This is a genomic window from Providencia sp. Me31A (assembly GCF_050487165.1).
In the GTDB taxonomy this organism is placed as follows: Bacteria; Pseudomonadota; Gammaproteobacteria; order Enterobacterales; family Enterobacteriaceae; genus Providencia.
This window is the reverse complement of sequence record NZ_JBKQGZ010000019.1, coordinates 65248-91146: the sequence shown is the minus strand read 5'-3', so window position 1 is coordinate 91146 and position 25899 is coordinate 65248. Positions and strand designations below refer to the sequence as shown.

The 25899-nt window shown below is 42.4% G+C and carries 23 protein-coding genes; 15 read left to right on the top strand and 8 right to left on the bottom strand.

Annotated elements, in window-relative coordinates; genetic code table 11:
- Positions 1 to 16: 16 nt before the first annotated feature.
- On the bottom strand, positions 17 to 502 hold the full coding sequence (gene greB, locus ACLPIE_RS16190; RefSeq protein ID WP_430262747.1) for a transcription elongation factor GreB: 486 nt from the start codon (positions 500 to 502) through the stop codon (positions 17 to 19).
- Between the two features lie 169 nt (positions 503 to 671).
- Between greB and ACLPIE_RS16185 the strand changes: the two genes are divergently transcribed.
- The 4 genes from ACLPIE_RS16185 (at position 672) to ACLPIE_RS16170 (ending at position 6154) form a co-directional block, all read left to right on the top strand.
- Positions 672 to 3002, top strand: coding sequence for a Tex family protein (locus tag ACLPIE_RS16185; protein WP_430262746.1), 2331 nt, complete (start codon positions 672 to 674; stop codon positions 3000 to 3002).
- Positions 3003 to 3329: 327 nt separating this feature from the next.
- Entirely contained in the window at positions 3330 to 3560 is a 231-nt protein-coding gene (gene feoA, locus ACLPIE_RS16180) for a ferrous iron transporter A (protein WP_430262745.1), read from the top strand.
- A gap of 29 nt (positions 3561 to 3589) precedes the next feature.
- The gene (gene feoB / locus ACLPIE_RS16175; protein WP_430262744.1) at positions 3590 to 5908 is read left to right on the top strand and encodes a Fe(2+) transporter permease subunit FeoB; all 2319 of its coding nucleotides are present in this window, start codon (positions 3590 to 3592) and stop codon (positions 5906 to 5908) included.
- 12 nt (positions 5909 to 5920) lie between these two features.
- The gene (locus ACLPIE_RS16170; RefSeq protein ID WP_430262743.1) at positions 5921 to 6154 is read left to right on the top strand and encodes a FeoC-like transcriptional regulator; all 234 of its coding nucleotides are present in this window, start codon (positions 5921 to 5923) and stop codon (positions 6152 to 6154) included.
- Between the two features lie 3 nt (positions 6155 to 6157).
- Here the strand turns inward: ACLPIE_RS16170 and bioH are convergent, their stop codons facing one another.
- Positions 6158 to 6937, bottom strand: a complete 780-nt coding sequence (bioH, locus tag ACLPIE_RS16165) for a pimeloyl-ACP methyl ester esterase BioH (RefSeq protein WP_430262742.1) — start codon at positions 6935 to 6937, stop codon at positions 6158 to 6160.
- Positions 6938 to 6992: 55 nt separating this feature from the next.
- Here bioH and ACLPIE_RS16160 point away from each other — a divergent pair, with 55 nt between their 5' ends.
- The 7 genes from ACLPIE_RS16160 (at position 6993) to ACLPIE_RS16130 (ending at position 14062) form a co-directional block, all read left to right on the top strand.
- On the top strand, positions 6993 to 7676 hold the full coding sequence (locus ACLPIE_RS16160; protein ID WP_430262741.1) for a DNA utilization protein GntX: 684 nt from the start codon (positions 6993 to 6995) through the stop codon (positions 7674 to 7676).
- 63 nt (positions 7677 to 7739) lie between these two features.
- Positions 7740 to 8318, top strand: coding sequence for a Fe-S biogenesis protein NfuA (gene nfuA, locus ACLPIE_RS16155; RefSeq protein ID WP_047756247.1), 579 nt, complete (start codon positions 7740 to 7742; stop codon positions 8316 to 8318).
- Between the two features lie 96 nt (positions 8319 to 8414).
- A complete protein-coding gene (gene glpE / locus ACLPIE_RS16150; protein WP_430262740.1) occupies positions 8415 to 8738 on the top strand; it encodes a thiosulfate sulfurtransferase GlpE in 324 nt (107 codons plus the stop codon).
- A gap of 16 nt (positions 8739 to 8754) precedes the next feature.
- Positions 8755 to 9600: a rhomboid family intramembrane serine protease GlpG gene (gene glpG / locus ACLPIE_RS16145; RefSeq protein WP_430262739.1), complete on the top strand. Its 846-nt coding sequence runs from the start codon at positions 8755 to 8757 to the stop codon at positions 9598 to 9600.
- Positions 9601 to 9628: 28 nt separating this feature from the next.
- The gene (locus ACLPIE_RS16140; protein ID WP_004262881.1) at positions 9629 to 10387 is read left to right on the top strand and encodes a DeoR/GlpR family transcriptional regulator; all 759 of its coding nucleotides are present in this window, start codon (positions 9629 to 9631) and stop codon (positions 10385 to 10387) included.
- 282 nt (positions 10388 to 10669) lie between these two features.
- Positions 10670 to 12175, top strand: coding sequence for a glycerol-3-phosphate dehydrogenase (gene glpD / locus ACLPIE_RS16135; protein ID WP_430262738.1), 1506 nt, complete (start codon positions 10670 to 10672; stop codon positions 12173 to 12175).
- A 315-nt stretch (positions 12176 to 12490) separates the two neighbouring features.
- On the top strand, positions 12491 to 14062 hold the full coding sequence (locus ACLPIE_RS16130; RefSeq protein ID WP_430262737.1) for an ATP-binding cassette domain-containing protein: 1572 nt from the start codon (positions 12491 to 12493) through the stop codon (positions 14060 to 14062).
- Positions 14063 to 14094: 32 nt separating this feature from the next.
- Here the strand turns inward: ACLPIE_RS16130 and ACLPIE_RS16125 are convergent, their stop codons facing one another.
- From ACLPIE_RS16125 to ACLPIE_RS16115, 3 genes are read right to left on the bottom strand one after another with little or no spacing between them, the layout of a single operon-like run.
- The gene (locus ACLPIE_RS16125; RefSeq protein WP_430262736.1) at positions 14095 to 14619 is read right to left on the bottom strand and encodes a DUF2569 family protein; all 525 of its coding nucleotides are present in this window, start codon (positions 14617 to 14619) and stop codon (positions 14095 to 14097) included.
- Positions 14620 to 14630: 11 nt separating this feature from the next.
- Positions 14631 to 14984: a DUF488 domain-containing protein gene (locus ACLPIE_RS16120; RefSeq protein WP_430262735.1), complete on the bottom strand. Its 354-nt coding sequence runs from the start codon at positions 14982 to 14984 to the stop codon at positions 14631 to 14633.
- A gap of 42 nt (positions 14985 to 15026) precedes the next feature.
- Entirely contained in the window at positions 15027 to 15539 is a 513-nt protein-coding gene (locus ACLPIE_RS16115; protein ID WP_430262734.1) for a DUF2569 domain-containing protein, read from the bottom strand.
- A gap of 149 nt (positions 15540 to 15688) precedes the next feature.
- On the opposite strand from ACLPIE_RS16115, the gene ACLPIE_RS16110 reads away from it, so the two are divergent.
- Positions 15689 to 16588, top strand: coding sequence for a DNA-3-methyladenine glycosylase family protein (locus ACLPIE_RS16110; protein WP_430262733.1), 900 nt, complete (start codon positions 15689 to 15691; stop codon positions 16586 to 16588).
- A 180-nt stretch (positions 16589 to 16768) separates the two neighbouring features.
- Here the strand turns inward: ACLPIE_RS16110 and poxB are convergent, their stop codons facing one another.
- A complete protein-coding gene (poxB, locus tag ACLPIE_RS16105) occupies positions 16769 to 18493 on the bottom strand; it encodes a ubiquinone-dependent pyruvate dehydrogenase (protein ID WP_430262732.1) in 1725 nt (574 codons plus the stop codon).
- Positions 18494 to 19375: 882 nt separating this feature from the next.
- Here poxB and proP point away from each other — a divergent pair.
- The 3 genes from proP (at position 19376) to ACLPIE_RS16090 (ending at position 22775) form a co-directional block, all read left to right on the top strand.
- Positions 19376 to 20878: a glycine betaine/L-proline transporter ProP gene (proP, locus tag ACLPIE_RS16100; RefSeq protein ID WP_430262731.1), complete on the top strand. Its 1503-nt coding sequence runs from the start codon at positions 19376 to 19378 to the stop codon at positions 20876 to 20878.
- 63 nt (positions 20879 to 20941) lie between these two features.
- A complete protein-coding gene (gene phrB / locus ACLPIE_RS16095) occupies positions 20942 to 22384 on the top strand; it encodes a deoxyribodipyrimidine photo-lyase (protein ID WP_430262730.1) in 1443 nt (480 codons plus the stop codon).
- A 79-nt stretch (positions 22385 to 22463) separates the two neighbouring features.
- Positions 22464 to 22775: a monooxygenase gene (locus tag ACLPIE_RS16090; RefSeq protein ID WP_430262729.1), complete on the top strand. Its 312-nt coding sequence runs from the start codon at positions 22464 to 22466 to the stop codon at positions 22773 to 22775.
- Between the two features lie 4 nt (positions 22776 to 22779).
- Here ACLPIE_RS16090 and ACLPIE_RS16085 read toward each other — a convergent pair whose 3' ends face one another.
- A complete protein-coding gene (locus ACLPIE_RS16085; protein ID WP_430262728.1) occupies positions 22780 to 23562 on the bottom strand; it encodes a class I SAM-dependent methyltransferase in 783 nt (260 codons plus the stop codon).
- Positions 23563 to 23649: 87 nt separating this feature from the next.
- On the bottom strand, positions 23650 to 25713 hold the full coding sequence (paaZ, locus tag ACLPIE_RS16080) for a phenylacetic acid degradation bifunctional protein PaaZ (protein ID WP_430262727.1): 2064 nt from the start codon (positions 25711 to 25713) through the stop codon (positions 23650 to 23652).
- Between the last annotated feature and the right edge of the window lie 186 nt (positions 25714 to 25899).

The following is a 25899-nucleotide window of genomic DNA, read 5'->3' as shown; positions in this document are numbered from 1 at the left end:
TGAATCATTTTACACTTCAACTGCTTAGTGGTTGGTAGCTTATTTCTAAAACGAAATAGGTTACCTGCCCCCCTGGTGTATTTACTGTTATTTCATCATCGACCTGTTTACCTATCAGGGCTCGCGCTACGGGGGAATCGATTGAAATCCATTGTTTTGCAGGATTAAACTCATCAGCACCCACGATACGGAATATTCTGATATTTCCATTATCATCTTCAAGTTTGACCCATGCGCCAAAAAAGATACGTCCCTCTTGGCGAGGATCAGGCTCAATAATTCTAAGCTGATCTAATCTTTTTGATAAAAAACGAATGCGCCTGTCAATTTCACGCAATCTTTTTTTACCGTAAATATACTCTGCATTTTCCGAGCGATCCCCCTGAGCTGCTGCTTCAGAGACAGATTGGGTGACTCGAGGTCGCTCTTCTTTCCATAGATACTTTAGCTCTTTATCTAGGGTATCCCAACCTTCACGCGTAATTAAAAGACTTTTCGCCATAACCTTAGAATATTAGTCAATAGAAACAATAGTGGTAACATTTTATAGAACATAATCTGAGACTTTCCTACTAACAGGCTCAAATTCAGTCTGGAAATTCTCTCTACCACCAAGTATAACAGTGCAGTAAATTTTTTAATTGTTCTTTCAGTAGGTATTTAAACACGACATGAATGAAACTCTAAGCCAAATTATTGCAGCGGAACTGCAAGCCCAGCCGAAACAGGTTTTTTCTGCCATCACATTATTAGATGAAGGGAATACTGTCCCATTTATTGCACGTTACCGCAAAGAGGTTACCGGTGGGTTGGACGATACTCAGCTTCGCCAGCTAGAAAGCCGTTTAGGGTATTTACGTGAACTCAATGACCGTAAACAAACCATTCTCAAATCAATTGAAGAACAAGGCAAACTGACCCCTGAGCTGACTTCTGCAATCAATACCACATTGAATAAAACTGAGCTTGAAGACCTATATTTACCTTATAAACCCAAACGTCGTACACGCGGCCAAATTGCCATTGAAGCAGGGCTTGAGCCTTTAGCTGACACGTTGTGGGCTGACCCTAGCCTGTCTCCTGATGAACTTGCACAAACTTATATTGATGCAGATAAAGGTGTGGCAGATGTAAAAGCGGCTTTAGATGGTGCACGTTACATTCTTATGGAGCGTTTTGCCGAAGATGCCACCTTACTTGCCAAAGTTCGTGACTATATTTGGAAAAATGCGCACCTAGTTTCTGTTGTTGCAGAAGGCAAACAAGAAGAAGGTGTGAAATTTAGCGACTACTTTGCACACCATGAACCAGTGGCTCAAGTTCCGTCACATCGCGCACTCGCGATGTTCCGTGGTCGCAATGAGGGTATTTTGCAGCTGTCATTAAACTGTGACCCTCAATTTGATGAGCCACCGAAAGAAAGTTACTGCGAAGAAATTATTACGCGCCATTTAGATGTGCATTTGAATAACGCCCCCGCAGATCAATGGCGCAAAGCCGTGATTAGCTGGACATGGCGCGTTAAAGTATTACTGCATTTAGAAACTGAAGTGATGAGTGCGTTACGCGAAAAAGCTGAAGAAGAAGCGATTAATGTATTTGCTCGTAATCTCAATGACTTACTGATGGCAGCTCCTGCAGGTATGCGAGCCACTATGGGCCTCGATCCCGGTTTACGCACAGGGGTAAAAGTTGCCGTTGTTGATTCTACGGGTAAGCTTATCGCTACCGATACCATTTACCCGCACACTGGACAAGCGGCAAAAGCAGCGACAATCATTGCGGCGCTCTGCCAAAAATATCATGTTGAGTTAGTCGCGATTGGTAACGGTACCGCCTCGCGTGAAACTGAACGTTTCTTTGCTGAAGTACAAAAACAATACCCGGAAGTGACGGCACAAAAAGTAATTGTCAGTGAAGCTGGTGCTTCGGTTTACTCAGCCTCTGAATTAGCTGCCCTCGAATTCCCAAATCTAGATGTTTCTTTACGTGGTGCGGTGTCAATTGCTCGTCGCTTACAAGACCCCCTTGCAGAGCTGGTGAAGATTGATCCTAAATCTATTGGTGTAGGCCAATATCAACACGATGTCAGCCAAACCCTACTTGCTCGCAAACTCGATGCGGTAGTTGAAGACTGCGTTAACTCCGTGGGTGTCGATTTAAATACCGCCTCTGTTGCACTTCTAACTCGCGTCGCGGGTTTAAGCAAAATGATCGCTCAAAACGTTGTAGATTGGCGTGATGAAAACGGCCAATTTAACGATAGAAAGCAGTTACTCAAAGTGGCGCGCCTTGGGCCTAAGGCCTTTGAGCAGTGTGCGGGCTTCTTACGCATCACGAACGGTGAAAATCCATTAGATGCGTCTACCGTTCACCCTGAGGCATACCCGATTGTTGAAAAAATTCTTGAATCTGTCCGCCAACCCTTGAAAGAAATCATGGGAAATTCACAGGTCCTTAACGCTCTGAGCCCGCGTGATTTCACAACCGAGCAGTTCGGTGTACCTACTGTGACAGACATTATTAAAGAATTGGAAAAACCGGGCCGTGACCCACGCCCTGAGTTTAAAACAGCCACTTTCGCTGAAGGGGTTGAGACCATGAATGACCTAACCTCTGGCATGATTTTAGAAGGTGCCGTCACCAATGTGACCAACTTTGGAGCCTTTGTCGATATTGGTGTTCATCAAGATGGACTCGTCCATATATCTTCACTTTCAAATAGTTATGTTGAAGACCCACACAAAGTGGTGAAAGCGGGTGATATTGTAAAAGTTAAAGTGTTGGATGTTGATATTGCCCGTAAGCGTATTGCGTTAACAATGCGTTTAGACGAGCAAGCTGGGGATTCCAATAGCGCACCACGTCGCGCTGCACCAACACAAGACAAGAATGCGCGCAAAGCACCACAATCACGAGGTAACTCACATCAGAGCTCAACGTCTGCGGGTAACAGTGCCATGAGTGATGCACTCGCTGCTGCATTCGGTAAGAAACGTTAATTTTTTAATAGGCATCTCCACTCGCTGAGATGCCTATTTTTCAAAAAAATGTCTTAATCACTTTCATAACTTAGGTAAATTTATCCCAGCCTTTACTCCATTTCCCTGTCCATCCCTATTTAAGAAAACACCAGCAACTCACTGCTTGATTGATCCACATCAAGTCAAACTGACGAAAAAAGAGGCTAAATATAACGAAAGTAGATGATTATGATTCTCATTGTTAATTAGGTTTGTTTTTGTTTGTCTCTGTATTTACTTGTTAATACAAACTTTTCTAACAATATTTACCAATATCATTATAAATGGAATTAATAGGAAGACACTATGGCTATACTTCCTCAATGCAGTTATAAAATCATTGGTTTCTCACCAGAGATAAGCCCTGCTTACCGACAAAAACTTCTTTCCCTCGGTTTGCTACCGGGTTCTATATTCAAAGTGGTGCGATTAGCGCCTTTTGGTGACCCTGTGCAGATAGAAACGCATCGCGTGAGCTTAGTACTACGCAAAAAGGATCTCGCCCTGCTTAATCTTGATGAAGCGCCTACCGCTTAAGTATTCTTTTTATATTATTGGCAAACACTATGAAACGATTGACCATCGGCTTAATTGGTAATCCCAATGCAGGCAAAACGACCCTATTCAACCAATTGACGGGATCGAGACAACGAGTTGGTAACTGGGCAGGTGTCACGGTTGAACGCAAAGTTGGCCGCTTCCATACAGACGACCATAAAATTGAGCTTGTAGACCTACCGGGAACGTATTCCTTAACCACGATTTCTGAACAAACCTCCCTTGATGAGCAAATCGCTTGTTACTTCATTCTAAGTGGCGAAGCTGACATGTTAATCAATGTGGTGGATGCTTCAAACTTAGAACGTAATCTCTATCTCACTTTACAATTAGTGGAGTTAGGCGTCCCATGTATTGTGGCGCTGAATATGTTGGATATCGCGCAAAGCCAACATATAGATATCGATATTACCCAATTAGAGAAACAACTGGGCTGCCCAGTTATTCCATTAGTGTCAACACGCGCAACTGGTATCAATGAATTAAAAAAAGCCATTGATACTCACCCACAAAATAGCCAAAAAGCTCTTGTCGAGTACCCAATTCAGTTATTACAAGCTGTTGATTCATTATCTGAGAAAATATCATCACAACAATTTAGCCATCAACAGCGTCGCTGGTTAGCATTACAAATCCTTGAAGGTGATATCTATAGCCGTCAACGGGCGGAGATCACAGAAGGCCAACTACGTTCAACACGCCAACAACTCAAAGAAAGTCTGAACGAAGAACCTGAGCTACTTATTGCGGATGCGCGTTACCAATCTATTGCAACAATTTGTAATACCGCTATTAATAATAGTGCCGCAGAGCCGAACAGGCTGACACAATCACTGGATAAATTTATCCTCAGCCGCTGGCTCGGTGTTCCCATTTTCTTATTTGTCATGTACCTGATGTTTGTCTTAGCCATTAACATTGGTGGGGCATTACAACCTTTCTTTGAAGGTGCATCTGAAGCTATATTTATTCATGGAATCCAATGGGTTGGTGCCTATTTTAATTTCCCAGATTGGCTAACTATCTTCCTTGCCCAAGGTGTAGGCGGAGGGATTAATACCGTTTTACCATTAGTTCCACAAATCGGTATGATGTATCTATTCCTATCAGTGTTGGAAGACTCCGGCTATATGGCGCGTGCGGCTTTTGTCATGGACAGGTTAATGCAAGCTCTCGGCCTACCGGGTAAATCCTTTGTCCCATTGATTGTCGGTTTCGGCTGTAATGTCCCGTCAATTATGGGCGCACGTACCCTTGATGCTCCTCGTGAGCGACTGATCACCGTCCTGATGGCTCCCTTTATGTCTTGCGGTGCGCGACTCGCTATCTTCGCGGTTTTCGCAGCAGCCTTTTTCGGCAAAAATGGCGCTAGCGTGGTTTTCTCCTTGTATATCTTAGGCATTGTGGTCGCTATCCTGACGGGATTATTATTAAAACATACTCTAATGCGGGGTGAGGCCTCACCTTTCGTGATGGAATTACCGGTTTATCACGTCCCTCACATCAAAACGTTGTTGATCCAAACTTGGCAACGTTTAAAAGGCTTCGTGGTACGGGCAGGTAAAGTTATCGTGGTCGCTAGTATCTTCATCGGCGCATTAAACAGCTTCTCGTTCTCTGGCAAACCCGTTGATAATATCAATGATTCAGCTCTTGCTTCGGTGAGTAAAGTGATTACGCCTGCATTGCAACCTATTGGAGTACATGCCGATAACTGGCAAGCCACTGTAGGCTTAATCACCGGTGCGATGGCCAAAGAAGTGGTCGTGGGTACACTCAATACCCTGTACACCGCTGAGGCTATTACCGCCGAGCCATTCGATGCTAAATCTTTTAATTTATGGGACGAATTAGAGGATGCGGTCTCCGAAACGTGGGATAGTCTAAAAGAAACCTTTACTTTAAGTGCATTATCCAACCCAATCGAAGCGAGTAAAGGCGATGGCGAAATGGAATCTGGCTCTATGGGCACCATGGCAGCGAAATTTGGTTCCGGTATTGCCGCTTATAGCTACCTGATTTTCGTCCTGCTCTATGTGCCTTGCGTTTCCGTCATGGGAGCCATCGCTCGTGAAACCAATAAAAGCTGGATGAGTTTCTCCATCCTTTGGGGGCTGAATGTGGCATATAGCCTTGCGGCTTTATTCTATCAAACAGCAACATTCAGTGAGCACCCACAACGTAGCTTGATTACAATTGTTGCTGTGATTGTTTTCAACCTTGCGCTGTTTATGTTTTTACGCCGTGTCCGTAGCCGTGTCACATTGAATATTAAAAGTAAAACTGCGGCACAATGCTCTGAATGTTCAGGTAATGCCTGCCACTAAGGAAATAACGTAATGGTCAGCTTGTTGCAAATTAGGGATTTAATTGCCTTATATGGGCAGGCTGACATTGCTTTTCTCAGTGAACAACTCAATGCTCCCACATCATTGGTCGAGGCCATGGCTGAAAAGTTAGTAAGCCTAGGCAAAATTGAAAAAGTGGACATCAGTGCCTGTTTAACAGGGAGCAGCTGTAAGGGCTGCCCCGAAAGCACCAACTGTGCACATTTTGTCTATAAGATAAAGTAATAGCTACTCCTCAATACGACTTTGGAAATCCAACAGGTACTCACAAAACTCATCGGGATGGGAAATAAAAGGCGCATGGGCACTATTGCGCATTATCACGGATGGTGAGTTAGGATAAAGCTCATCTAATATAGGTACCATTTTGCGTGGTACTAGACCATCGAGATAACCATAAATACGTAAGAAAGGGATCGGTAACTGTTTTAATTCATCACGTAAATCTTCTGTCCGCAATGATTCAAGTCCAGCATTTAACGTTTCCACAGTTGGGATAGGCTGTTCAAGCACCACCGATTTTAACGTTCTGGCGTCATTTCTCGCACTTTCTGTTCCTAATGTCTGCAACGCTAAAAAACGCTCGACTGTACGGTGAAAGTCAGCCGCTAGCTGATTTTCGAAACCCGTCAGTACTTCCGCTCTGATCCCAGCCCAATCTTGGTCATCGGCTTTAAAACAAGGGGAGGATGCTACCGTTATTAGTCCTTGGACTTCATAGGGATGGTCAAGCGCAATACGGCTTGCCACTAATCCCCCTAACGACCACCCTAACCAAATGGCATTTTTTGGCGCGTGTTCCCAAAGAATATTAGCCATTTGTTGAATGCTCATAGGCGAAAAACCTTGGCTGCGACCGTAACCAGGCAGGTCAACTAAATGAATGCGAAAATGCGAAGCGAGCCGCGGAATTATGGTTTGCCAGACTTGTGCATTCAGCCCCCATCCGTGTAGTAGCACAAGATCTTGTTTTCCTTCACCAACGGTCTGCCAATATAACTTTGCCATGGTTACACTCTCTTTTATTCATTTCTTAGTCGAATATTTTTAACAGGACATTACTATGCTAACAATGGAAGGGGGCTGTTGGCTATGCCGTCAATCACTAAAATTACAACACCAAGGCATATGTTCTTATTGTCTTAAAGCGTTACCTATCATGCCAGTCTGTTGTTTTCGTTGTGCTTTACCCTGTGAGCAGGCGACTCTCGAATGTGGTCGATGCCTAAAAAAGCCCCCTGCATGGCACCGGCTGATCGCAGTTACCCCATATCAAGCACCGTTACGTAAACTTATTCACCACTTTAAGTTTAGCAAACGTCCTCAGATTGCCTTCTCTTTAGCTCGAATTTTCGGTTTATTTTGGCTTACGGGTTATCGAAACCAGCAATGGCAAAAACCAGACCTACTGATCTCTATTCCTTTGCATCACCACCGCTTATGGTGGAGAGGATTTGACCATATGGCCTTAATAGGCGAAAATTTATCCAGGTGGTTAAATATCCCCTATTTGCCAAATTCATTAGAGCGCAGTCGTGATACACTGGCACAGATTACACTAAAACGTGAGCACCGCCGAAATAACCTGAAGGGAGCATTTTTCCTAAAAGTACCTGTTTCAGGCCTGCATGTCGCCATTATTGATGATGTTATTACAACGGGTTCTACAATGAATGCCGCAGCACAATTGCTGATTTGTGCGGGAGCGCATACTGTTGATGCATGGTCACTGTGTCGCACCTTGTAGGAAAGAGGTAAATGGGCGTATTATAACCAACTAAAGCAGTCAACTATTATTGAGCAAATGATTATGATTAATATTACAGAAGCAGCGCAGGCTCACTTTGCCAAGTTGTTGGAAAATCAAGAGCCAGGCACCCAAATCCGTGTATTTGTTATCAATCCAGGTACACCAACGGCTGAATGCGGCGTGTCTTATTGCCCTCCTGGCGCCGTTGAAGCTACAGATAAAGAATTGAAGTTCGAAAAATTATCAGCTTATGTTGATGAAATTAGTGCCCCATTCTTAGAAGAAGCTGAAATTGACTTTGTCACTGACCAACTGGGCTCACAACTGACACTTAAAGCACCAAATGCGAAAATGCGTAAAGTCTCTGACGATGCGCCACTCATTGAACGTGTTGAATATGTTTTACAGTCACAAATTAACCCACAACTCGCTAGCCATGGCGGTCGTGTCTCCTTGATGGAAATCACCGATGAAGGTTTTGCCATCCTGCAATTTGGTGGTGGCTGTAATGGGTGTTCCATGGTCGATGTGACGCTCAAAGAAGGCATAGAGAAAGAACTTCTGAAAATGTTTGATGGCGAACTAAAAGGCGTTAAAGACCTGACAGAACACCAACGTGGCGAGCACTCTTTCTACTAGTTAGTATAATCGCTACCGTATTTGGCACTCGTTTTTACATACGAGTGCCCCTCGTTTTACTTTTAATGGGGCTTTCCCTACTACATTTGGTATTTTATGGACCATTTTGAGACACTAACACCTGAGCAAGCCTATCAACATTGGTTAGATGGCACTGCAACTCTGGTTGATGTACGTGATCCACAGAGCTTCCGTGCGGGCCATGCGACAGGAGCTTATCACCTGACCAATGAATCACTTCGTCAATTTTTAGAACAAACGGATTATGAACGACCGGTGATGGTCATGTGCTATCATGGGCACAGTAGCCAAGGCGCTGCACAATATCTGATCAATACTGGCTTCGAATCTGTATATAGTATCAATGGCGGTTTTGAAGCATGGCTAAGGGAATATCCACAAGCCGTTACGGCTCTCTAGATGAGAAAATGCATTCATGATCCACATCACCAACTTCGCTAATCCAAGAATGGCACAAGCATTTGTTGATTACATGGCAAACCAAAATATTCATTTAAAAATGCAGCCATCGCAGGAACAACAATTATTTGAGCTTTGGTTGGAAGATGACCAATTTATTTCTCAAGTACGCAAAGAACTCGATATTTTTTTACAAAACCCTAATCACCCTCGCTACCTAGAAGCCAGCTGGCATACAGGAAACGCAGACACCCAATTTCAATATCGAAACTATCTCACATGGCATTACCTAAAAGGACAATCAGGGCCTTTAACTATTGCTGTTATTCTATTGTCTATTGTTGTATATCTTTGGGTAGAGATGACGGATGCACGCGAGGTGTTACGTTACTTAGCGTGGCCAATTGGCGAACAACAAACTGAACTTTGGCGCTGGTTTAGTCCTGCATTTGTTCACTTTTCATTATCGCATATTGGGTTTAATCTTGCTTTATGGTGGTTCCTTGCAGGGCAAGTTGAACGAAAACTGGGAACAGGAAAATTATTTACCATCCTATTAGTCTCCGCGCTGTTTAGTAATTGGGGGCAGTCACTGTTTAGTGAGAATAACTTTGGTGGTTTATCCGGGGTTGTTTATGCCCTTGTTAGTTATGTTTGGTTAACCGGTGAACGTCGACCAGAAAGCGGGGTTAACGTTCCTCGAGGGCTCATGATATTCTCAATTATCTGGCTCTTTTTTGGCTACTTCGATATTTTAGGTATGCATATTGCCAATGCTGCACATACCTCAGGGTTAATCATCGGTTTATTGATGGGAGTGTGGGATAATAGGCACAGTTTTAAACACCAGAGCTCCAGATAAAACATTTTAATAATTAGAGGCTAACGCTGTGAAACAAACCCAGAGACATGACGCAATCGTTGAACTTGTGCGTCTACAGGGATATGTCAGTACTGAAGAACTTGTCGAGCATTTTGAGGTTAGTCCTCAAACAATTCGACGGGACCTCAATGACCTCGCTGAACAAAATAAAATTCAGCGACACCACGGTGGCGCAGCGCTGCCTTCAAGCTCCGTGAACGCAGCTTACAATGACCGTAAAATTATGTGGTCAGATGAAAAAGCGCGGATTGCGCAGCATGTTGCTAGCCAAATACCCGATGGTGCAACGCTATTTATTGATATTGGTACCACCCCTGAAGCCGTTGCTCACGCACTAGTGAATCATAAAAATTTGCGCGTCGTGACCAACAACTTGAACGTCGCAACGCTGCTCATGCCAAAAGAAGACTTTCGTTTAATTTTAGCGGGCGGTGAAGTGCGTTCGCGTGATGGCGGAATTGTCGGTGAAGCCACGTTAGATTTTATCTCTCAATTTAGACTGGATTACGGCATTCTTGGGATCAGCGGTATTGATATGGACGGCTCATTACTTGAGTTTGATTACCACGAAGTGCGGACTAAACGTGCAATTATCGAAAATTCACGTTGCGTCATGTTAGTAACCGACCACTCGAAGTTCGGGCGTAATGCTATGGTCAATTTAGGTAATATGAACCTTATTGATTATTTGTTTACTGACAAGCAGCCGCCAGATAGTATTCTCAAAGTAATTGAACAGCACAACGTTCAGCTTGAACTCTGCTAATTAACGCATCATATTCATGATGGCAGTAACGCTGCCATCATAATTCCTTGTTATTTCTTCACCTTTTACTTTCTTTTGTCCTTTCTTTTCAGCTCACATCACTCTATTTTTTCGTGTAAATAACATTATTTTATTTGTGGTTATTGAAAATAATTTGTTATCAATATCACGCACTTGTTATTTTTTCTTCATTATTAGTTGGCATACTAATGGAATTTGATTACAATCAAATGAGCGAAAACGAACATTATTGAAAGTGTTTCGAACATCTCAGGGGGATGCATGGAAACTAAAGACTTGATTGTCATCGGCGGCGGGATCAACGGCGCTGGTATTGCAGCAGATGCTGCAGGTCGTGGATTATCGGTATTACTGCTCGAAGCTCAAGATTTAGCGAGTGCAACTTCATCTGCGAGTTCAAAACTTATCCACGGTGGCTTGCGCTACTTAGAACACTACGAATTCAGGCTGGTTAGTGAAGCTTTAGCCGAGCGCGAAGTACTGCTGCGCTTAGCGCCGCATATCGCTTTCCCTATGCGATTCCGTTTACCTCATCAACCCCACTTACGCCCGGCGTGGATGATCCGTATTGGTTTATTCCTTTATGATCATTTAGGTAAACGGGTCAGTTTACCCAGCAGTAAAGGCTTAAAGTTCAACCAAAACTCGGTACTAAAACCTGAATTAACCAAAGGTTTTGAGTATTCAGATTGCTGGGTTGATGATGCGCGTTTAGTTGTGTTAAACGCTCAAGAAGTGGTTCGTAAAAACGGTGAAGTTCGTACGCGCACAAAAGTCACACGCGCCTATCGTGAAAACGGATTATGGGTGGTTGAAGCACAAGATCTCTGTACAGGTGAAACTCTCACTTGGAAAGCAAAAGGCTTAGTTAACGCAACAGGGCCTTGGGTAAAAGAATTTTTCGATGATGGCCTGAAGTTAAAATCACCTTATGGCATTCGTTTAATCAAGGGCAGCCATATCGTTGTCCCACGCGCACACGATGAACCACAGGCCTATATCTTACAAAACGAAGATAATCGTATTGTATTTGTTATTCCTTGGATGGATGAGTTCTCTATCATTGGTACCACGGACGTGGAATACAACGGTGATCCGAAAGACGTCAAAATTGATGATAATGAAGTTAATTATCTACTGAAAGTGTATAACGACCACTTCAAAAAACAATTAACAGTCAATGATATTGTGTGGAATTACTCTGGTGTTCGCCCACTATGTGATGACGAATCGGATTCACCACAAGCCATAACTCGTGACTACACTTTAGATATTCACGATGAACAAGGACAAGCACCATTACTCTCTGTATTTGGTGGTAAATTAACTACTTACCGTAAGTTAGCTGAAGCTGCGGTTAATAAGCTCGCCACTTATTACCCAAATGCCGGTAGCCCTTGGACTAAAAATGGTCAATTACCGGGGGGCGACATCGAAGGTTGCGATCGTGATGGCTATGCTCGTGTATTACGCCAACATTATCAATGGCTTCCTGAAGGTTTAGCGCTGCGTTTTGCAAGAACCTACGGTAGCAACAGTAAGCTAATTCTTGAAGGTGCAAATTCGCTCAGCGATCTTGGTGAAGCCTTCGGTGCCAATGTGTACGAAGCCGAATTACGTTACTTAGTGAAAAATGAGTGGGTGGTTGAATTAGACGATGCCATCTGGCGCCGTACTAAATTGGGTATGTGGCTGAATGATGAAGAGAAACAGCGTATCTCCCAATGGTTATCTGAGCATAAATTATCAGGACGTATCCCTGCATAATTATCAATCTCGTTGTTGTAAAATCTCGTTGTTGTAAAGTTGTAGTAAGCTCGTTGTTAGTAAGAGGTCAGTCGGTAAATGCATCGGCTGGCCTTTTAATAAATTTGCGTCAATCAATTTTCTCTGCGTATAATATTCATTATCTTTATTAGACCTAACTTAGCAGGTACTCATCACGATGAATTAAGCACTGCCAGAAAATATTCTCTAATACCCATTGGGTATTCATTTTTCTGTTCCTGGCAGGCAACCACTTTCATCGACGCTTATTGATAAGTCAACGACGTTGTCTGTCCTCTTATTTTGGAGGTGCATATGACTATCGCTTGTCACTTTTCACAACTAAATATTGCATTCAATCAAACTGCGTTATTCCCCCCTCTGAGCAGCACATTGTCATGTCAAAAAAATGCATTAATTGGCAATAATGGCCAAGGGAAATCCGTATTAATGCGGCTTCTCGCGCAGAGCTTGCAACCCTCTCAAGGAAGTGTACGTTGGAATATTCCTTTTCTCCATGTCGACCAATTAACTCGGCTGTCTGGGGAACGCCTTTCGGATGCATTAGGTATTACTGAAACTTATGAAGCCTTTGAGCGAATTAAGTCAGGAAATGGTTCGCTAGACGACTTTTGTCTGACCGAAGATAAATGGCATTTACCTTCCCAATGGCAGAGCTTGTTAGATTCAGCGCGCTTGCCAATTTCAATGAAAACCCCCATTAGCCACTTAAGTGGTGGTGAACGTACTCGTCTTGCCCTTTGCCGTGCATTTTTGATGCACAATCATTTTCTCCTGCTTGATGAGCCAGATAACCATTTAGATGCACAAAGTCGGCAATGGTTAAGCCAAAAGCTCACTGAGCACACCGCAGGATGTTTGGTTATTTCTCATAATCGAATGTTATTAGAGGAAATGGACGCCATTTTTGAACTCACCGAAAAAGGTCTACATGAATACGGTGGAAATTATGGCTTATATGACACACAGAAAAGTTTTGAAATAGCCGCAATTGATGCGCAAGCGAAATGTTTAGAAAAGCGCATTGATCAAGAAAAAAAGCAGCAACAAGCCACATTAAAAAAAGCCGCGCAGAGAAAAAAGCAAGGAGAGAAAGTTCGCTGTGGCGGTTCTCAGTCATCACTCCTACTGGATATGCAAACGAATCGCGCAGAAAAGCGGCAATCGAGCGTTGCTGAACGTCACCAACGCGTGATGGATAATTTACATCGCCAACAACAAGAAAACCAAGAAAAATCACACCATACTAAACCACAAAAAATGACGATTAACTATCAAAATGAAGGACGAAAAGTCACCATTTTCGCGAATGACTTAATACTACCATATGGCCACGCATTACCACTTTCTTTTACGATATACAGTGGTGAACATTGGCATATTCAAGGCAATAATGGCTGTGGAAAATCGACTTTACTCAAAGTATTAATGGGAGACCTTCCTCCTTCATCGGGAGAGTATCGTTTAAGTGGCTCGGTATGTTATTTAGATCAGCATTTAAATTTATTGGATAAATCACTCGCAATTGGGGAAGCACTTCATCAATACCAACCGTCATTTTCAGTTGAACAATGGCGCACACAGCTTGGCATGTTACGTATTAGAGGGGATAAATCATTACAGCCCTTGAAACAACTCAGTGGTGGTGAGCAATTGAAAGCCACTTTATTGGCTCTCACTCATAACCCCAATCCACCCGCTATTTTGTTACTAGATGAGCCAGATAATCATTTAGATTTAGAGTCAAAACAGTTACTTGAAAATTTACTCAACGACTATCAAGGTTGCTTATTACTCATTTCTCACGATGATGCATTCATTGAACGATGCAATATTACCAATTCATTAAACTTATCAGATGACTAGTTCTATTGGCCATCACTAAGATGGCCTATTTATTAATGAATAAACGTGTTTTTTACCCGACTAGAGGCTAAAAAGTAAGGGAGCCACAATGTGCAATAAAAACTCCCATTGATCGCAGTGATCACATTCGAATAATTAAGTTCAATACCGAATGTATAAGGAAAGACGAAACGAGCCACAAAAACCATCACTGTATACAATATCATGGTAGCGATAAATAACCATTTCGCGCTTTTTTTCCATTTCATAGCGGCAATGAATGTCCAAATAAACAACGCAATAAGAACACCATAAGCCGTTTGTAGCAGGTAAAACCCCGTTGAAAAACCAGACACGTAGAAATCAGAATCCGCTTGAGTTGCAAGTGACCATACTTTTTTTACTTGGTCAATATCTTGTAATTGCATCATGACCGTTTTGTACAACATATAAAATAAGCCTATCACAGGTAAGACCAACCACCCTCCGATGCCCTGTAGTGGTTTTTTCGTCGCCTCTTGAGAAGTAACTAGGACAGTCGGTTGCGATGCTTGAACGGCTGATTGATGCGTATCCATTCCTTTAACCTTTATTTATTTTTCATTTTTTCTTCAATAAATGCTTTGAGCACAACCGCCTGATTATGTTCAATATTTTTTGCACTGTATAACAACGTGAGATTCCCTTTTCGCGCCTTTTCAACTAGATCTTGCCAAGCGATTGTCTGATTTAGCTCTGCCCGATACCTATCAATAAACTGGGTAAACTGGTCCGTATGTTGATGAAACCATTTTCTCAGTTCATTTGACGGTGCCACATCTTTATTCCATTCATCATGCTGCAAATCCACTTTTTTTATGCCTCTTGGCCATAAGCGATCAATAAGCACTCGATAACCATCTTCATCAGAAATAGCGTCATAAACTCTTTTACAGTTGATCATTCCACTACCTATTCGATTAATAATACGATGTTTTCATGACGTTTAATTCACAAATGTGTTTTTAACACGTATTGATACCAAGAAATACGGTATCCAGATGGCACAAACAATTAACTCGTGGAAAATATCCCGAACATCTGAGGCATCAATATCTAAATCGAGCAATACATTCGCGAGTATAATATCTAAGGTAGTTAAAACCAAAGAGAAGAGATGGAAAAAAATATAAACTCGAATGGTGAGTTTTTTCTTAGTAAAAAAGATATAACAAAGAAAAAGTAAGATAGCGTATAAAATAACGTTACTTAATATTTCAAAGTAAATTAGCTCTTTAAATAATGGAATGAATGAATTTGATAGTGGGTCAGTTAACTCACTCCAATATTCAATCACTTGAATATTATTCTGATAAACAAAAAAAGGGAGAGTAATCAGGGATAACACAATCCCCAACATAGGCAAAATTAGCCATCCCGCAATTCCCTTTAATTCTGGAATGGGTTTTGGTGGTTCTATAGGCGTACTGTGGGGGGAACTACCATCTTCAATTTTCATTTATATATCCTTATTAAAGATAAACGCCATGACCTCAAAAAGTAATAGACTTAAATAAGATAACATATTTAGTTGATAAATAATGAGTAACTAATTGCACTTAATCATAATATATAGAGAATAAAGAAAAATCTTATAAGGCCATAATAATGCAAACTTTTTCAATTCAGCTATCTCTACCATCACATTACCTTTCGAGTGACTTCTTTGCTTTTCATCTTAGAGACCAACAAAATGTCGCAGAGATTGTTGATAGTAACACGTTGCATAAAGGCTTAATGTGGCAACAGCAAGCCGCAAAGATAAATTTGAGAATTGACGCTCAATACGCAACGCTTTCATTAGACATTGATTCACCTGCGGTAATACCTCAAGAATCAGAACTCTATTCACTAGCAAAACACTTACTGGGGTTAAACCAACCCGTTGAAGAATTTGAAGCACAATACATAACCGACTCAGTAATCGGGCAACTCATAGAGCAGCAAAAAGGATTACGAATTTATCAATCGGCGGATGCATTTGAAGCGTTAGTTTGGGCCATTATTGGCCAGCAAATTAGTGTTCATGCCGCCATAGCTATTCGTCGGCGGTTTATTCAAGCCGTTGGTATTCAGCATACTTCAGGAATTTGGTGTTTTCTAGATATCCAGCAAGTGGGACAAGTCAGTGATGATGTTCTTCGCCAAACAGGGTTTTCCATGAGCAAAATTATTGCACTTAGAGCACTTTGTGAAGCGATAGAGAATCAACAGATTGATTTATCACAACAAGTAAACCATGAGAATGCCAGTTTAATCACTGAGCAGCTCTTAAAGATTAGAGGGATTGGCCCTTGGGCCGTAAGCTACGCTCTGTTACGTGGCTTCAACTATTTAGATGGCTCTTTACACGGAGATGTCGCCGTCAGACGCAATTTACAAACATTACTTGCCGGACAAGAGCAACCTAGCGCCAAAGAAACTGAAAAATGGTTAGCGCAATATTCCCCATGGCGAGCGCTTGTCGCCGCTCATTTGTGGCGCAGTCAGTCTGCGGCAGGATATTAGTTCAGATTATCACCTGACGTGGTGAGTCTTAATCTTGTGGTTTACTTGCTAAATAAAGGCTCGTCTACAAGATACCCTGTATAGGCAATTGGCCAAGATAAAGCCCAATCCTAATGAAAAATTTCAATTAGGTTGGGCTTATTAATGGTTAGCAACGATATCTTAATAACACCAATCGTCTTAACGCAGCCAGTTCGTTTTCACTAATTGAACGACTTCGTCTCCCCGACCACTCATAATGGCTTTTAACATATACAAGCTAAAGCCTTTGGCTTCTTGCGCCTCAATTTCTGGAGGCATTGACAGCTCTTGTTTCGCTGTGAGTACATCCACTACCACAGGGCCGTCGTAGGCAAAAGCTTCTTTTAACGCAGCATCAAGGTCTTCACTCTTTTCAACACGAATCCCTTTGATACCCGCAGCATTTGCAATAGCAGCAAAATTAGGGTTTTGTAAATCCGTTCCTGCCGTTAAGAACCCTCCCACTTTCATTTCCATCGCAACGAAACCAAGTACGCCATTGTTATGAATAATGATTTTTACAGGTAGCTTCATTTGAGAGAGGGAAATAAAATCGCCCATTAACATACTGAATCCGCCGTCACCACACATGGCGACAACTTGACGATTTTTATCCACTGCCTGTGCGCCCAGTGCCTGTGGCATTGCATTGGCCATTGAACCATGATTGAAAGAACCGATTAAACGGCGTTTACCATTCATTTTTAAATAACGTGCAGCCCAGACTGTCGGTGTCCCCACATCACAAGTAAAAATGGCATCATCATTCGCCAGCTCACTAATTTTTGTTGCCAAATATTGAGGGTGGATCAGTCCTTCATGACCCGGTTTTGCAAGATCATCTAACCCTTTGCGTGCCTCTGCATAATGTTTTAAAGCACCATCAAGATGTTTTGTGTCTTGTTTTGCCTGCAAATGAGGCTGTAGCGCACCCAATGTGGCTTTGATATCACCAATTAAGCCCATATCGATATGGCAATGCGAACCCAAGCTACCTGCATTGATATCAACTTGAATAATCTTTGCCCCGCTTGGGTAGAAAGGACGATAAGGGAACTGTGTACCGAGCAATACGACGGTATCCGCATTCATCATGGCATGATACCCAGAAGAGAAGCCTATCAGCCCAGTCATACCGACGCTGTATGGGTTATCCCATTCAATATGCTCTTTACCACGTAACGCATGGACTACAGGAGCTTTTAGCGTTTCAGCTAATTTCACCACTTCATCGTGAGCACCTGCACACCCATTACCGCAAAATAAAGTCACATTAGGGGATTCATTCAGAAGTTGTGCCAGTTTTTCAATTTCACTACGTTGTGGCATGATAAGCGGAGCTTGAGGTTGATACCAAGTGTCTTTTGCCGCTTCAGGCGCATCTTTTAAGGCGATATCCCCTGGGATCACAACCACTGATACACCTTTATTTAAAATCGCTTTGCGCATCGCAATGCCAAGTACTTGTGGAATTTGTTCTGGATTAGAGACCATTTCACAATAGTGGCTGCATTCACGGAATAATTCAGTCGGGTGCGTCTCTTGGAAATAATTACTGCCGATTTCACTGGATGGAATATGTGCAGCAATCGCTAATACTGGCACACGGTTACGGTGACAATCATATAGTCCATTAATAAGATGCATATTTCCCGGCCCACAAGAGCCCGCACATACGGATAAATTTCCAGTTAGCTGTGCTTCAGAGCCTGCGGCAAAGGCGGCAACTTCTTCATGACGGGTACCTAACCATTCTATAGAGCCTTGGCGACGCAAGCTGTCAGTTAAGCCATTCAATGAGTCCCCAGTAACGCCCCAAACACGTTTAACTCCTGCATTATCAAGTACTTTTGCAATATAGGATGCAACACTCTGTTTTTTCATAATGGCACTCTTTTATGTCAGATGTTATACATAGGATCTCGTCTCCTGAGATAGCCTGTGTACTATTAAGATGAGCAACATAATTCATTTTTAAATTGTGTTAAGCTCGCTTGTGATCAAACCCATTAATTTCTATTGAACTGATTGTAGCTAAGTCAATTACCCATTCCTACTCATCTAACTGATTCTCAAACAGAACAAGATAATCCTCCATAATTATCAAAAGAAGAGGACAGATGCAGGATAAATTAAGTCACAAACCTCACTAATTCATAGTTAAATAAGAACATCAAAATTAGATATATTAATTTTTTAACTTATTAATCTCTCTATAAATAAATTAATTAAGCCTCCTATAAAGTAAGATTTGATTGCAAATCACCGTCTAATAACTAAAAAATAGAATATTCATTATTGGAACGTTAACGAAATAAAATACAATAAACTGATTAATAATAAGTTTTAATCGGCTGCTGTTCGTCTATATTCAATTTAGCCATGACGTGAAATGCTATTACAGTTCTCAAACGCAATAACCACGAAGTAAAGAGCGATTAAGTAGCATAAAACCCCTACATTTTACATTTTGTCGATATTAATGTATCATTGTTTCCGTGTTTTTTAATCCAAGGTGGTTTTCTTGCTATATTTAACTGTATTGTTCAACCGAATACCTCATTATTCTGCTTACAACATTTCAGCTTTCATCAGTTATCCAACGCTACATTAAAAATTTATCTATTACCTAGGTAACAACTATTCTAAATAATCAAGATAACGACTATTCTAAATAATAAGGCTTTGTATTTTATCCATACCTGAAAACCCACATCTTAAATATGGTTATTTTAGTTGTTAACATTCAAATAAGAGGATGGTTTTATGAAATTCAAGAGAAAAAAAGAAAAGCCGTTAAATATTAGTGATATCACTATCATTGATGACGGTAAACTTAAAAAAGCAATTACCGCTGCTTCGCTGGGTAATGCGATGGAATGGTTTGATTTTGGTGTTTATGGCTTCTTAGCCTACGTTCTAGGCCAGGTCTTCTTTCCGGACGCATCACCGAGCGTTCAGATGATTGCGGCATTAGCCACCTTCTCCGTGCCTTTCTTAGTTAGACCATTAGGCGGGGTCGTTTTTGGTATCTTAGGTGACAAATATGGTCGCCAAAAAGTGCTGTCGATGACCATCATCATCATGGCGATAAGTACCTTCTGTATTGGTTTGATCCCCTCTTATGAAACCATTGGGATTTGGGCTCCGGTTCTGTTATTAATCGCCAAACTGGCTCAAGGTTTCTCTGTCGGTGGCGAATACTCAGGGGCTGCAATCTTTGTTGCTGAATACTCACCCGACCGTAAACGCGGCTTCATGGGCAGCTGGTTAGATTTCGGTTCTATTGCCGGTTTCGTGCTGGGTGCTGGTGTTGTTGTTCTGATCTCTAGTATTGTGGGTGAAGCCAATTTCCACGATTGGGGATGGAGAATTCCATTCTTCTTAGCATTACCGCTGGGTATTATTGGCCTTTATTTACGTCATTCTCTTGAAGAAACACCAGCATTCCAACAACACGTTGAGTCATTAGAGCAACAAGATAAAGCGAATATCCAAAACCCACCGAAGGTTTCAGTTCGTGAAGTTGCATCTAAATACTGGAAAAGTTTACTGATTTGTGTTGGTTTAGTTATCGCAACGAATGTGACCTACTATATGTTGCTCACTTATATGCCTAGCTACTTATCACATAACCTAAATTATTCTACCGATCATGGTGTGTTAATTATCATTGCAATTATGATTGGTATGCTATTTGTTCAGCCTATTATTGGTTTAACCAGTGATAAAATTGGTCGCCGCCCATTCATAATCGTAGGGAGTGTTGGGTTAATTATTTTGGCATACCCTGCATTTATGTTGATTAATAGTGGTTCAGTTGGTTTTATTTTCCTTGGCTTGCTTATTCTGGCCGTGCTACTGAACTGTTTTACTGGGGTAATGGCATCCATTTTACCCGCGATATTCCCGACACATATTCGTTATAGCGCCCTAGCAATCGCATTTAATATCTCAGTGCTAATTGCCGGTGCGACGCCGACTGTCGCGGCATGGTTAGTTGAATCAACGGCTAACTTATACATGCCAGCCTATTATCTGATAGTCATTGCATTGATTGGTCTTTATACCGGTATCCGTATGCCAGAAACGGCCAATAAACCATTACGAGGCGCAACACCTGCGGCATCCGATAGGGCTGAAGCCAAAGAAATTTTAAGTGAGCACTTTGACAATATCGAACATAAAGTTGAAGATATTGACCAACAAATTGCTGAACTTGAGAAAAAACGTCAATCCTTGATCAATCAGCATCCTAAATTAGATTAAACACACAAGGGCCGGTAAAACGGCTCTTAGTTTTATCAATCAAACAGCTAAAAGAGGGAAGCGATGGCGGCCAAACAAGTTTGTCACGTTATCTGGTTTCGCAATGACTTACGAGTTATTGATAATAAAGCGCTTTCCTCGGCCTGTGCAGACCCTCATGCCAAGGTCATTGCCCTATTTACAGCCACACCTGAGCAATGGCAGCAACATGATGTTTCTCCTAGGCAAATTGCCTTTATTCATCAGCATCTTGTTGAATTACAACGTTCTCTTGCCGAGCTTGGAATCCCTCTTGTTTGTCAAACAAAAGCAAATTTTATGGATGCCGCCAAGTGGGTACTCAACTACGCAAAAGAACATCAGGCACAAGCATTATTCTTTAACCGCCAATATGAATGGAATGAAAAGCAGCGAGATGAATGGCTCGTTAAACAGCCTCATGGGATGCACATTCATGCGTTCGATGATTTTCTACTACTTCCTCCGGGATCTGTTACTAATCAAAAAGGCGAAATGTACCAAGTCTATACCCCGTTTCGCCGCGCTTTTCTTACCCAATTAACAGTCACTGACTACCGTTCTCTCCGAGCCCCAGAAAAACGAGCTGAACCTTTACAAATAGCGGAAAACCTAACATTATTTCCTCATGAACCTGTCGATATTGCTCCACATTTTCCCATTGGCGAGAAAGCTGCATTAACGCGACTGAGGCACTTTTGTACGCAACATGTCACCCATTATCTGCAAGATAGAGATATTCCTTCTATTTCTGGAACCAGTCAGTTATCGCCATATCTTGCTATTGGTGTGTTATCACCGCGCCAGTGTTTAAATCGCTTACAGGCACAAAACCCGCAAGTCTTCGACTACCCTGACAGCGGCGCATTTACTTGGTTGAATGAGTTAATTTGGCGAGAGTTTTATAGCCATTTACTAGTCGCATTTCCGAGACTAAACCGCCACCAGCCATTTATTCAATGGACTCAATATATTCATTGGAATAATTCATCAACCGATTTTACCGCATGGAAAACAGGACAAACAGGTTACCCGATTGTCGATGCAGCCATGCGCCAACTGAATCAAACAGGGTGGATGCATAATCGGTTACGTATGATTGTGGCGAGTTTCTTGGTAAAAGATTTGCTTATCGACTGGCGAAAAGGTGAAAAATACTTTATGAGCCAACTGATTGATGGGAGCTTAGCGGCGAATAATGGTGGCTGGCAATGGTCTGCCTCTACAGGTGTCGATGCCTCCCCTTGGTTTCGTATATTTAACCCGACGACTCAAGGAAAAAAATTTGATAGTCAGGGTGTATTTATTCGTCACTGGCTGCCAGAATTGAGCCTAGTCCCCGATAAATACATTCACAACCCCCATGAGTGGGCCTCTATTAATAACGTAACGCTTAACTACCCAACCCCCATCGTTGACCATAAACAGGCTCGCCTCGCCACTCTAGCAGCATTTGAAGCCGGTAAGCAGGATAGTCTAAAACAGTAAGTGGTTCGAAATACGATAAATAGCAAAGTTATAATTTACGTTAGTGGATATCATACGGCTCTAACAATAAGGAGCATATATGAACGTGATTTTACAAGTGGATTTCCCCTATCAAGGCCCTTGGGGTGCAGAAATGGCCACGGCGATGGATGAATTAGCCCATTCAATCAACCAAGAACCCGGTTTTGTGTGGAAGATTTGGACTGAAAATCAACAAACAAAAAAAGCCGGCGGTATTTACCTGTTTACCTCTGAAAACGACGCTAAAGCGTACCTGCAAAAACACAGTGCACGCTTAAAATCATTCGGTATTCCTGAGGTACGTGGTGACATTTTTGCAGTCAATACCACGCTTAGCCAATTAAACCAAGCGCAATTTATTGCTAAGTAACCACCTACTGACGCTGAAATTCAAATAGCATCACATCCGAGGTAAATGAACCATCATCTTGCACCGCAAAATGGTTTTTTACCTCATCACTGAGTGTCGTTTGATATTGACGGATAGCCTCAACTAAGGGCTGCGGTGTCCGCATTCGCTCAACCCAACTGGTAAACTCCAGCGGTAAACGAAAGCTTTTAACGCCACTCACAAACAGCCCCGCATTATTAAACATACCAGACCATTCACCAGCCGAATAATCTCGAATGTGCGACGTATCCCTAAGCACTTCTACCGTTTGCAAATAGATATCTAACAACGGATGCCCCGGAGAAACAACATCAATAAAGATCCCTTTTCCACCCGGTTTTAAAACTCGATGAACTTCACGCAGCGCTTTTTCAACATCATGCCAATGGTGGGCAGAATAACGGCTAAGCACGAGATCAAATGTATTATTTTCAAACGGCAATGACTCTGCCGTTCCTTTACAGGTACGAATATTGTTTAGCCCACGCTGCGAGGCATTGTCTGCCACCACGCTTAGCATTGAGTCTGATAAATCATAGGCAGTGACCGATGTGACCAAAGGAGCGGCATGGAAACTCACGTGACCCGCTCCGCAACCAAGATCAAGCACATCAGCATATTGCCCCGCTTGCAGCAATTGTTGTAAGGTCAGTAAGTCCTCACCTTGCGCATGGACTTGGCTCGTTAAATAAGAATTAGCCTGCTCATCGAATTGCTGATAAACCGCTTGATGGTGCGTTTTCATCTCTGTTTCCCTACATTTCATTAATGGTTTCCCCCATAAGAACAGAAAATGATTAAAAACACACCCATTTGTTTAATAATTGATAATTGTTCTGTTGGGAACACGACGTTATTTAAAATCCCCTTCGCGACGTTCTACTAAGGTTAAGATACTGTAGAGTGCCACAACGATGTTGTCTTGGTTAAACACTTGTACATCCCACGCCACAACGCCATTTGGCGTATCTTCAGCAAATTTTTGTGATTTTTTAATCTTTTTCTTGCATGTTAGACGAACTTGTATCGTATCACCAATTTTCACAGGCTCAATGAAACGCAGATTTTCCATACCATAGTTAGCAATCACGGGACCAACCCCGGCATCAACAAATAGCCCAGCCGCAGCAGAAACCACAAAATAACCGTGAGCAATACGTTCACCAAATAAAGACTGTGTGGCACCAATTTTATCCACATGCACATAGAAGTGATCACCACTCAAACAAGCAAAATTTGTGATATCCGCTTCGGTTACCGTGCGTCTTGCGGTCAATAATGTGTCACCAATGACTAGCTCTTCAAAATACTTACGGAAAGGATGAACCACATCGGTAATAGTATCAGCACCTCTAATCCATTGTTTTGTAATGGCCGTTAGCATAGATGGGCTGCCTTGGATCGCCGTGCGCTGCATATAGTGCTTCACGGCTCTAAGCCCCCCCAATTCTTCCCCTCCCCCTGCACGCCCAGGTCCTCCATGTACCAACAACGGTAGAGGAGAACCATGCCCTGTGGACTCCGTTGCTGAAGACGCATTTAAAACCAACATTCTGCCATGAGTTCGTGCGCTGGCGCGGATCACCGATTGTGCCACCTGAGCATCTGCAGTGACTAATGTTCCCGCAAGGCTTCCCCCCCCAAGAATGGCAAGTTGCACCGCCTGTTCCATATTTTCATAGCTAATTAACGTTGCCACAGGGCCAAATGCTTCTGTTTCATGTACGGCATGATGTTTAAAAGGCTCCGCACAATACAGCAAAGTTGGGGGATAAAATGCGCCGTGCTGGCTGTCCCCTCCGATGACCTCTAGCTGTTCGAATTGCCCGCCACACAGCACCTCACAGCCATGTTCTCGTAAATAATTCACTTTTTCCTGAACATCTTGGCGTTGCTCCAAATTGATCAACGCCCCCATACGAACCCCTTCAATTACGGGATCACCAATCGTGGTTGTCGATAAGCGCTTTAATAACGCGTGCTTAACGTGTTCAAGCTGTTTTTTCGGTACGATAATACGACGAATAGCGGTACACTTTTGTCCCGCTTTTGCGGTCATCTCACGAACAACTTCCTTAATGAACAAACTAAATTCCGACTGTTCTGGCTGCACATCATTTCCCAGAATTGCACAATTGAGTGAGTCTGCCTCCATAGTAAAAGGAACGGATTTTTTAATGATCTGTGGATGAGATCTTAATTTCTGCCCTGTTGCTGCCGAGCCCGTGAATGTCACCACATCTTCAAAATCAAGATGCTCAAACATATCACCAACACCACCACAAACCAGTTGGATAGCCCCTTCAGGCACTAAACCACTCTCAATCATCAGCTTCACCATTGCCTGCGTGACTTGCGCCGAGGCAGTAGCAGGTTTGATGATAGCAGGCATCCCCGCTAGCCAAGTTGGGGCTAATTTTTCCAACATCCCCCAGCAAGGAAAGTTGAATGCATTGATATGCAGAGCAACACCGCGTTTGGATGTCAAAATATGCTGTCCAATGAACTGGCCCTGCTTAGAAAGTGGGATCATGTCATCTTCCGGCCAAATAGTGTCATCCGGTAACTCACGACTCGCTAACCCTGAATAGGAAAACAAGGTGGCAATGCCCCCTTCAATATCAACCCAGCTATCTGCTTGGGTTGCCCCTGTTTGTGCCGAAATGGTATACAACTGCGCTTTGTGTTCTAGCAGATATTTTGCCAGTGCTTTCAACATTTGCCCACGCTGTTGAAATGTCATGACGGACAAGGTATTACCGCCTATTTTCCGGCCATACTCTAAACTGTCAGCTAGAGGTAAGCCATCTGTGGTAACTGTGTATAACACTTCGTTAGTCAGTGCATGGTGGATTTTTCGCCCTTCCCCTACGCCTTGTACCCACTTCCCCATAATGTAACTTGTTAAATGCGGCATATCTCTCTCCAGAAATAAAAACATCAAATCAAATTAAGCAACAAATATGTATCATAAAAATCAGTATAGATGCTAACTCAAAATTAACAAATTAAAAACAAATTCGTATTAAAAGACTATTTATCTAAATCCACATAAAAAACAACAATACTAATATATTGATTTTATTGGTATTAAATCAATTCC